At 67.0% G+C, this 270-nt stretch carries 1 protein-coding gene; it reads left to right on the forward strand.

The window, feature by feature from the left end; all coding sequences use genetic code 11:
- A partial coding sequence (locus GTP77_RS30010) for a hypothetical protein (RefSeq protein ID WP_161075769.1) occupies positions 1 to 270 on the forward strand: 270 nt, incomplete at both ends.

Consider the following 270-nt stretch of genomic DNA (forward strand, 5'->3'; position numbering starts at 1 on the left):
CCACCGAAGAACGCGACAGCATCACCTCGTGGAGCGCGGTGCGCACGCTACAGCCGGGCAGCACCGCCACCCACAGCTGGGACTACCGCAATCCGCTCGGCGTGCACTTCATGAGCGTGGCCGCGCTTGGGGAGGCCGACCAAGGCAGCAGCGGCCGCTGGATGGCCGCCAGCATGGACGACTACCAGGTACTGCCCCCGCACGCCGGCGACGACCATGAAGATCTGTTCAAACTCGGCCAGCTGCGCATGCAGCGCCACGACTACGAAA

The sequence above is a fragment of the Pseudoduganella aquatica genome, from assembly GCF_009857595.1.
GTDB classification, from domain to species: domain Bacteria; phylum Pseudomonadota; class Gammaproteobacteria; order Burkholderiales; family Burkholderiaceae_D; genus Rugamonas; species Rugamonas aquatica_A.